At 74.9% G+C, this 6,037-nt stretch carries 6 protein-coding genes; 3 read left to right on the top strand and 3 right to left on the bottom strand.

Annotated features, from left to right (window positions below):
* Window positions 1-469: 469 nt before the first annotated feature.
* Both ABZW03_RS35915 and ABZW03_RS35920 read left to right on the top strand, forming a co-directional pair.
* The gene (locus tag ABZW03_RS35915) at window positions 470-1,090 is read left to right on the top strand and encodes a helix-turn-helix domain-containing protein (protein WP_355268152.1); all 621 of its coding nucleotides are present in this window, start codon (window positions 470-472) and stop codon (window positions 1,088-1,090) included.
* The gene (locus tag ABZW03_RS35920) at window positions 1,087-2,484 is read left to right on the top strand and encodes an MFS transporter (protein WP_355268155.1); all 1,398 of its coding nucleotides are present in this window, start codon (window positions 1,087-1,089) and stop codon (window positions 2,482-2,484) included. The genes ABZW03_RS35915 and ABZW03_RS35920 overlap by 4 nt, the downstream gene beginning before the upstream one ends.
* Before the next feature lie 18 nt (window positions 2,485-2,502).
* Here the strand turns inward: ABZW03_RS35920 and ABZW03_RS35925 are convergent, their stop codons facing one another.
* Complete coding sequence (locus ABZW03_RS35925) at window positions 2,503-3,174, bottom strand: DUF6629 family protein (protein WP_355268158.1); 672 nt, start codon at window positions 3,172-3,174, stop codon at window positions 2,503-2,505.
* A 6-nt stretch (window positions 3,175-3,180) separates the two neighbouring features.
* Complete coding sequence (locus tag ABZW03_RS35930; RefSeq protein WP_355268161.1) at window positions 3,181-4,155, bottom strand: DMT family transporter; 975 nt, start codon at window positions 4,153-4,155, stop codon at window positions 3,181-3,183.
* A gap of 269 nt (window positions 4,156-4,424) precedes the next feature.
* Here ABZW03_RS35930 and ABZW03_RS35935 point away from each other — a divergent pair, with 269 nt between their 5' ends.
* Entirely contained in the window at window positions 4,425-4,688 is a 264-nt protein-coding gene (locus ABZW03_RS35935) for a dsRBD fold-containing protein (protein ID WP_355268164.1), read from the top strand.
* A 52-nt stretch (window positions 4,689-4,740) separates the two neighbouring features.
* On the opposite strand, the gene ABZW03_RS35940 is transcribed toward ABZW03_RS35935, so the two are convergent.
* Complete coding sequence (locus ABZW03_RS35940) at window positions 4,741-5,325, bottom strand: hypothetical protein (protein WP_355268167.1); 585 nt, start codon at window positions 5,323-5,325, stop codon at window positions 4,741-4,743.
* Between the last annotated feature and the right edge of the window lie 712 nt (window positions 5,326-6,037).

The raw sequence follows: 6,037 nt of genomic DNA on the forward strand, positions 1-6,037 counted from the left end.
GGCGCGCCGATCCGATCCCGATCCTGCGCGCCGACCCGGTCCTGCGCCCGGTGCCGCCCGCGCCGGCGGTGGCGCCGAGCGCGCCGAGCGCCCGGGCTCCCGACGCGACGTAGCCCCAGAGCCTCCCGCGTGCCATCGCCCTGCCCCTCGTGCTCTCCGGCGGCCGTCATCGGATCCGCGGCCGGCCGGGGTGGACCGCCTTCCGGGCCCTCGCTGACTGCCTGAGTCTCCAGCCTGCGCCTCGGCCGCCCGGGTGACAATCCCGCTCCGGTCCGCGGTCCGGTCCACGGCCCCCGCCGAGCGGCCGGTCGGGCACCCGTCGACCGGCGGGGCGCGGGAGCCGTGGCGTACTGCGTTCAGAGGAGCCGCAGGGCGTTCCCCGCGAAGAGCCTCCGCAAGGATTTCTTCGCAAAGACTTCTTCGCAAAAAACCCTTTGCAAAGAACTCTTTGCGGTTCTAGTCTCCTGCCATGACCGAAGAGCAGGGCTGGAAGCACGGCGAGGACCAGCGCGCCATCTCCCTCACCGCCGAGAGCATGCGGGCGATGGCCCACCCGGTGCGCCTGCGGGTGGTGGGGCTGCTGCGCAAGTACGGCCCCTCCACGGCGACGCGGCTCGCCGCGGAGCTGGGGATCAACTCCGGCGCGACCAGCTACCACCTGCGCCAGCTCGCCGCCGCGGGCTTCGTCGAGGAGGACGAGGGGCGCGGCAACGCCCGTGAGCGCTGGTGGCGTTCGGCCCACCGGGTCACGGTCTGGACGGTGGACGACATGGCGGAGGAGGAGTTGGGCGAGGCCGCCGGCTACCTGCGGTCCGTCCTGGCCGCACACACGCTGACGGCCCAGCGCTCGCTGGACGCCTTCGAGACGATGCCGCAGGACTGGCGCAAGGCGGTGAACCTGAGCGACTTGGTGCTCCAGCTGACGCCGGCCGAGGCCCAGCAGCTGTCCGGCGAGTTGAGCGAAGTGATCAGGCGCTACCGCTGGGTGGGCGCCGAGGGGCCGGTCCCGGAGGGATCGGAGCAGGTCTCCGTCGTCGTCCACGTCCTGCCGGACCTGCGCGACGACACCGACGAGGGGGAAACGACATGACCAGCACCACGGTCGGCACGACCGCGACCACGACCGCGGGGGCCGTCGTCGACGGGCCCGGGCGCAGCTTCCGGCCGCTCGCCGGGGTCCTGACGGCCACGGCCGTCTCGGTGACGGGCACCCGCGTGTCGGCCATCGCCCTGCCCTGGTTCGTCCTGGCCACCACCGGCAGCGCCACCATGACGGGCCTGGTCGCCTTCGCGGAGATGGCGCCGTACGTGGCGGTCAAGGCGCTGACCGGGCCGTTGGTGGACCGGCTCGGCCCGCGGGTGGTGTCCTGGACGACGGACGCGGTCAGCGCCGTCGCGGCCGGGCTGGTCCCGCTGCTGCACGCGCAGGGGCTGCTCCCCTTCTGGGCGCTGCTGGTGACGGTCGCGGTGATCGGGGCGATGCGCGGCCCGGGGGACTTGGCCAAGTCCGTCATGGTCCCGGAGGCGGCCGACCACGCCCGGGTGCCGATGGAGCGCGCCACCGGATTGTCGGGCGTCACCGAGCGGCTGGCCTCCACCGTCGGTCCGGCGGTCGGCGGCGGGCTGGTCGCGGTGATGGGCCCGCTGGCCGGCCTCGCGGTCAACGCGGGCACCTTCGCGCTCGGGTCGCTGATCATCGCGGTCGCGCTGCCACGCGGCATGGGCCGCTCGGCGGTGCCCGCCGCGGCCGCCGACGCGTCCGAGGGGGAGCCGCCCGCGGGCTACTGGCGGATGTTCCGGGAGGGCTTCACCTTCCTGCGCTCCGAGCCGCTGCTGCTCACCGTGATCGTGATGGTCGGCATCACCAACCTGATCGACGCCGGGTTCATCACCGTCCTCGTCCCGGTCTGGGCGCGGGAGTCCGGCAACGGTCCGGCCGCCATCGGCCTGACGGCCGCCGTCATGGGCGCCACCGCCGTCGTCGGCAGCCTGATAGCGGCGGCCGTCGCCTCCCGGCTGCCCCGCCGGACGGTCTTCTTCACCGGCTTCCTGCTGTGCGGCGCGCCGCGCTTCCTGGTGCTCGCCCTCGGCGCGCCGATGTGGCTGGTGCTCACGGTCTTCGCGATCGGCGGCTTCGGCTCCGGCTTCCTCAACCCGATCCTCGGCGCGGTGCTCTTCGAGCGGGTGCCCCGCCACCTGCTGGGCCGCGTCCACGCCCTCGGCGATTCCCTCGCCTGGGCCGGCATCCCGCTCGGCGGGCTGGTCGCCGGCGCGGCGGTCGCCCTGGTCGGGCTGATACCCAGCCTGCTCGCGGCCGGAGCCCTGTACTTCGCCACCACGACCCTGGCCGGGCTGCGCCCCGAGTGGCGCGAGATGGACCGCCTCCGGGCGCGCGCGGGCAGCGCGGGCCGTACCGGTACCACCGGCACCACGGCCGTCGACCCGGAGCCGTTGTCGGAGCCGGAGCCGGCGCACGGTGCGTGAATGGCGCTTCGGAGCCGGCTAGCGGGCCCGACCGGCGGCAGGGGTGGGCGCGCCCGCCGACTGGTGGCCCGCCCAGTGGAGCAGCAGCAGGCTGGTCAGCGCGGCGAGGGCGCACCAGGTGGAGACGAAGGCGAGGCGCCAGAGCAGGGCACAGACGAGGGCGCCCGCGCCGATGAGGAGACCGAGGCGGCGGAGCAGACGGTCGCCGCTCACCAGGAGGGAGCCGACGGTGGCGAGGAGATAGCCGGCCAGCAGGACGGCCGGGAACGGGACGCCGATGGCATAGCCGAGGGTGTGGCCGTGCACGGCGGCCGTCACCGGACGGGAGCCGACGGCCGCGGCCAACGGAACGGCGACCGCCGCGCCGAGCAGGGTGAGCGCGGCCGGCACGCGTCGACGTGGCCCGCTGGTCGCGCACCACACGGCGGCGGGGAGGAGCACGGGCAGCAGCGGCAGGGCGATCACCGCCCAGGCGGTGCGGGCCGCCCCGGCGAGGCCGTCCGGCAGCCGGTCGTCCGTACCGAGCCAGACCACCGCCTCGATCAGCTGGTGCACGCCCAGTACCAGAGGGAGCGCGGCGAGCGGCAGGCGTTCGGGCCGGCCGGCCCGGTGGGCGCGGACCAGCGACGCCACCCCCGCAGCCGCGACTAGCCCACCGGCCACGGCGTCCGCCTGCGCGCTCCAGCACATCGCGGACTAACCGGTGCTCCCGGGGCGGTCGTCCTCCGCGGACCCGCCCGTCGGCTCCCCCTCCGCTTCGCCCTCGGACTGCTCCTCCGCACCGTTCTCCGGCGGCGCCCCGATGCTCTCCAGGGTGTCGCGGACGGTCCCGGGCATCGCCGGATGGCGGCCGATCACGATCACCCCGATCACGATCGCCAGCAGCCCGGCCGACTGCCAGGCCAGCGCCCCCGGGGTCACCCGCAGCCGGTCCCCGAGGAAGCCCACCGCGCAGGCGATCCCGGACAGCGGCTGGGCGGCGGTCAGGGCAGGCAGGGACATCCGCAGCGGCGCGGCCTCGAAGGCGCTCTGCACCAGCAGCAGCCCGACCACGCCCGCCACCACCACCGCGTACGGCTGCCAACTGCGCAGCACCGCGGCCAGCCCCTCGTGGTCGAGGCGCTGGGTCGTGGTCCGGGTCAGTGCGTCCTGGAGGCCGTAGAGGAGCCCGGCGGCGAGCGCCAGCAGGGTCGCCTCCTCGAACAGCGGCAGCCGCCGGGCCAGCGAGACCAGCAGCACGACCAGCCCGACCACGGTGCCGACCACCAGCCAGTGCCGCAGTTCCCCGGCGGGTGGCCCGCCGCCGGTCGGCTGACCGGCCACGATGAAGGCCGTCACTCCGAGGGCCAGCAGCGCCACCCCGGCCCAGCCGGAACGGCCCAGGGTCTGACGCGTCAACACCCGGGCCAGGGCCATGGCGAAGATCAGGTTGGTCGCCAGCAGCGGCTCGACCAGTGACACCTCGCCCTGGTTGAGCGCGAACGCGGAGAGGATCAGCCCGCTGACCATGAACCCGGTGCCGAGCAGCCACTGCGGCATCCGCATCAGGTCCAGCAGCAGCCGCCAGCGCAGCAGATCGGAGCGCGGGGCTTGTTGCGCCGCGTGCTGCTGGAGGACGAAGCCGAGCCCCAGACAGCAGGCCGCGCTGAGAGCGAGGAGGAAGACCGCCACGGAGGGACCACCAGGTTGTCGCTGCCCGCGCCGCGCCGACGGGTCCGAGAGGTGGGTCGGGCGTCGCGGCCGCTCCCGTCAGCGTACCGCCGGGCCGGTGCCCGGGCCGATCGCACGACACGCGCGCGGAGCGGCCGGCCCCGGGCCTCGCGGCAGCGCTTGCCGCCACCGGCGGGGCAGGCGCACGCTGGTGTGAGCGAGCCGCCACGGGTCACCGTCCGTGGCCGTTCCGGACCGGCGCGACGGGGGCCTGCGCCAGGAGGTGTGGCATGCACAACCAGTGGGACGTGGAGCTGAGCTTCGAGGAAGACGGCGTGCACACGACGTGTGAGGCCAGGCTGACCGGCGCCAGGGCACCAGGCCTGAGCGCGCACGGCGAGTCCGTGAAGAGCGCGGAGGACCGTCCGCTCGCCAGGATCGGCGAGGAGGTCGCGGCCTCCCGGGCCCTGGCGGAGCTGTCCGCCAAGCTGCGGACCCAGGCCACCGGGGAGATCGACGACGAAGGGCGGCGCCCGGACTACCTGATCTACTGACGGACGGTGGCGCGCCCGTCGCCCGTCGGACCCGGGACCGGCGGGGCGGGTCCTACCGGCGCCACCAGGGATCGCGCAGGACGTCGTCCGGGTCGACGGAACAGTTGGTGCCGCTGACCACCTCGTGGGCCGGGACGTCCCAGCCGACGACGCCCGCGGCCTGCCGGTCCAGCTCGACCAGCCGGGCACGCTGCGGGCCGGCACCGGTGTCGACGTCGCACATCAACACGCTCGTCCAGGACCGGCCGTCGAGGGCGGCGACGACCGAGAGCACCGGGAGCACCGGGAGCACCACCAGGGAGAGCGACAGCGCCACGATCCCGACCGTGTCGACGACCCGCGGCCCGAAGGCCACGGCCGGCCGCCCGGTGCGGTGGCCGGTGACGGCCGAGCGCGCGCCGGTCCGGTACTCGGCCACCACGCCGAGCCGCAGCAGATAGCCCAGGACGCCGGCCGCCACCCCGCACCACAGCCCGTTGAACGCCCCGACCACCACCCCGAGCGCCCCCGGCAGGATCGCCGCCTTCGCCGCCGTCTCCACCAGGGCCCGCCCCTGGTGCCGGGCGGCCCCGCCGTGAGCGGCCCGAAAGGCGTAGCTGAGGTAGGAGAGCACCGCCGCCAGCACGACCGCCAGCACCGGCTCGGCGAAGAATCCCGATGACGACGTCCACCCAGTTCGCCGGCCCCATCGCCAGCAGCGCGTCCCGAGCGGCGTCCCCACCCCCGAGCGTCCACGCCAGCTTCAGCACCGGAATGGCGAACACCACCGCCGACGCCATCACCCGAGCCGCATTCACCTGCGCCGGGCTCCCGCCCTGCATGGCTTCCGTCATCCCGCAACGCTACGCACACCCCCGGCCACCCCCGGGCCTCCCACACCCACCACTGCACCACGCGGCCCAACCCCGCATCCCCCACCGAGCCGGCCCGGAAGGCGAGGCCGACAGCAGCGGCCACCCCCTACGCAACACGGCCAGGCCAATCGGCGGAAGCCGTGGACCCGCCCTCCGCGCCCCGCCGGCCCCCACCCCCATACCCCGTCGCCGAGACGGCCCGCCCGACCTTTCGCGTCGATGCCGGCAACGGCGTTATCCCGTACGCAGCACCACCAGGGCAACGGCCGGAGGCCGTGGGCCTGCGCCCGGGGCCGTGACACTCGATCGGACGCCCCGGCCCCGATCCCGCTTGCCCGAGCCGCCGCCCGCCGCCCCACATCCTGTCGCCGGATCGCCCGTAACAGCGCAGGAAGTCGGCCCGGGAGTGTCATGAATCAGGTGGACACCCTGATCAAGGGAGACACTGATGAGCTCGCTGACGGATCACCGGATCGGGTCGGTTCCTGACGGGTC

Origin of the sequence: Kitasatospora sp. NPDC004799 (assembly GCF_040609095.1) — a bacterium.
GTDB lineage: Bacteria > Actinomycetota > Actinomycetes > Streptomycetales > Streptomycetaceae > Kitasatospora.

Bases quoted from the DNA above. Each gene is read 5' to 3' on its own strand.
- ABZW03_RS35920 (WP_355268155.1), top strand. From the start codon at position 1,087: ATGACCAGCACCACGGTCGGCACGACCGCGACCACGACCGCGGGGGCC.
- ABZW03_RS35935 (WP_355268164.1), top strand. From the start codon at position 4,425: ATGCACAACCAGTGGGACGTGGAGCTGAGCTTCGAGGAAGACGGCGTG.
- ABZW03_RS35915 (WP_355268152.1), top strand. From the start codon at position 470: ATGACCGAAGAGCAGGGCTGGAAGCACGGCGAGGACCAGCGCGCCATC.
- ABZW03_RS35925 (WP_355268158.1), bottom strand. From the start codon at position 3,174: ATGTGCTGGAGCGCGCAGGCGGACGCCGTGGCCGGTGGGCTAGTCGCG.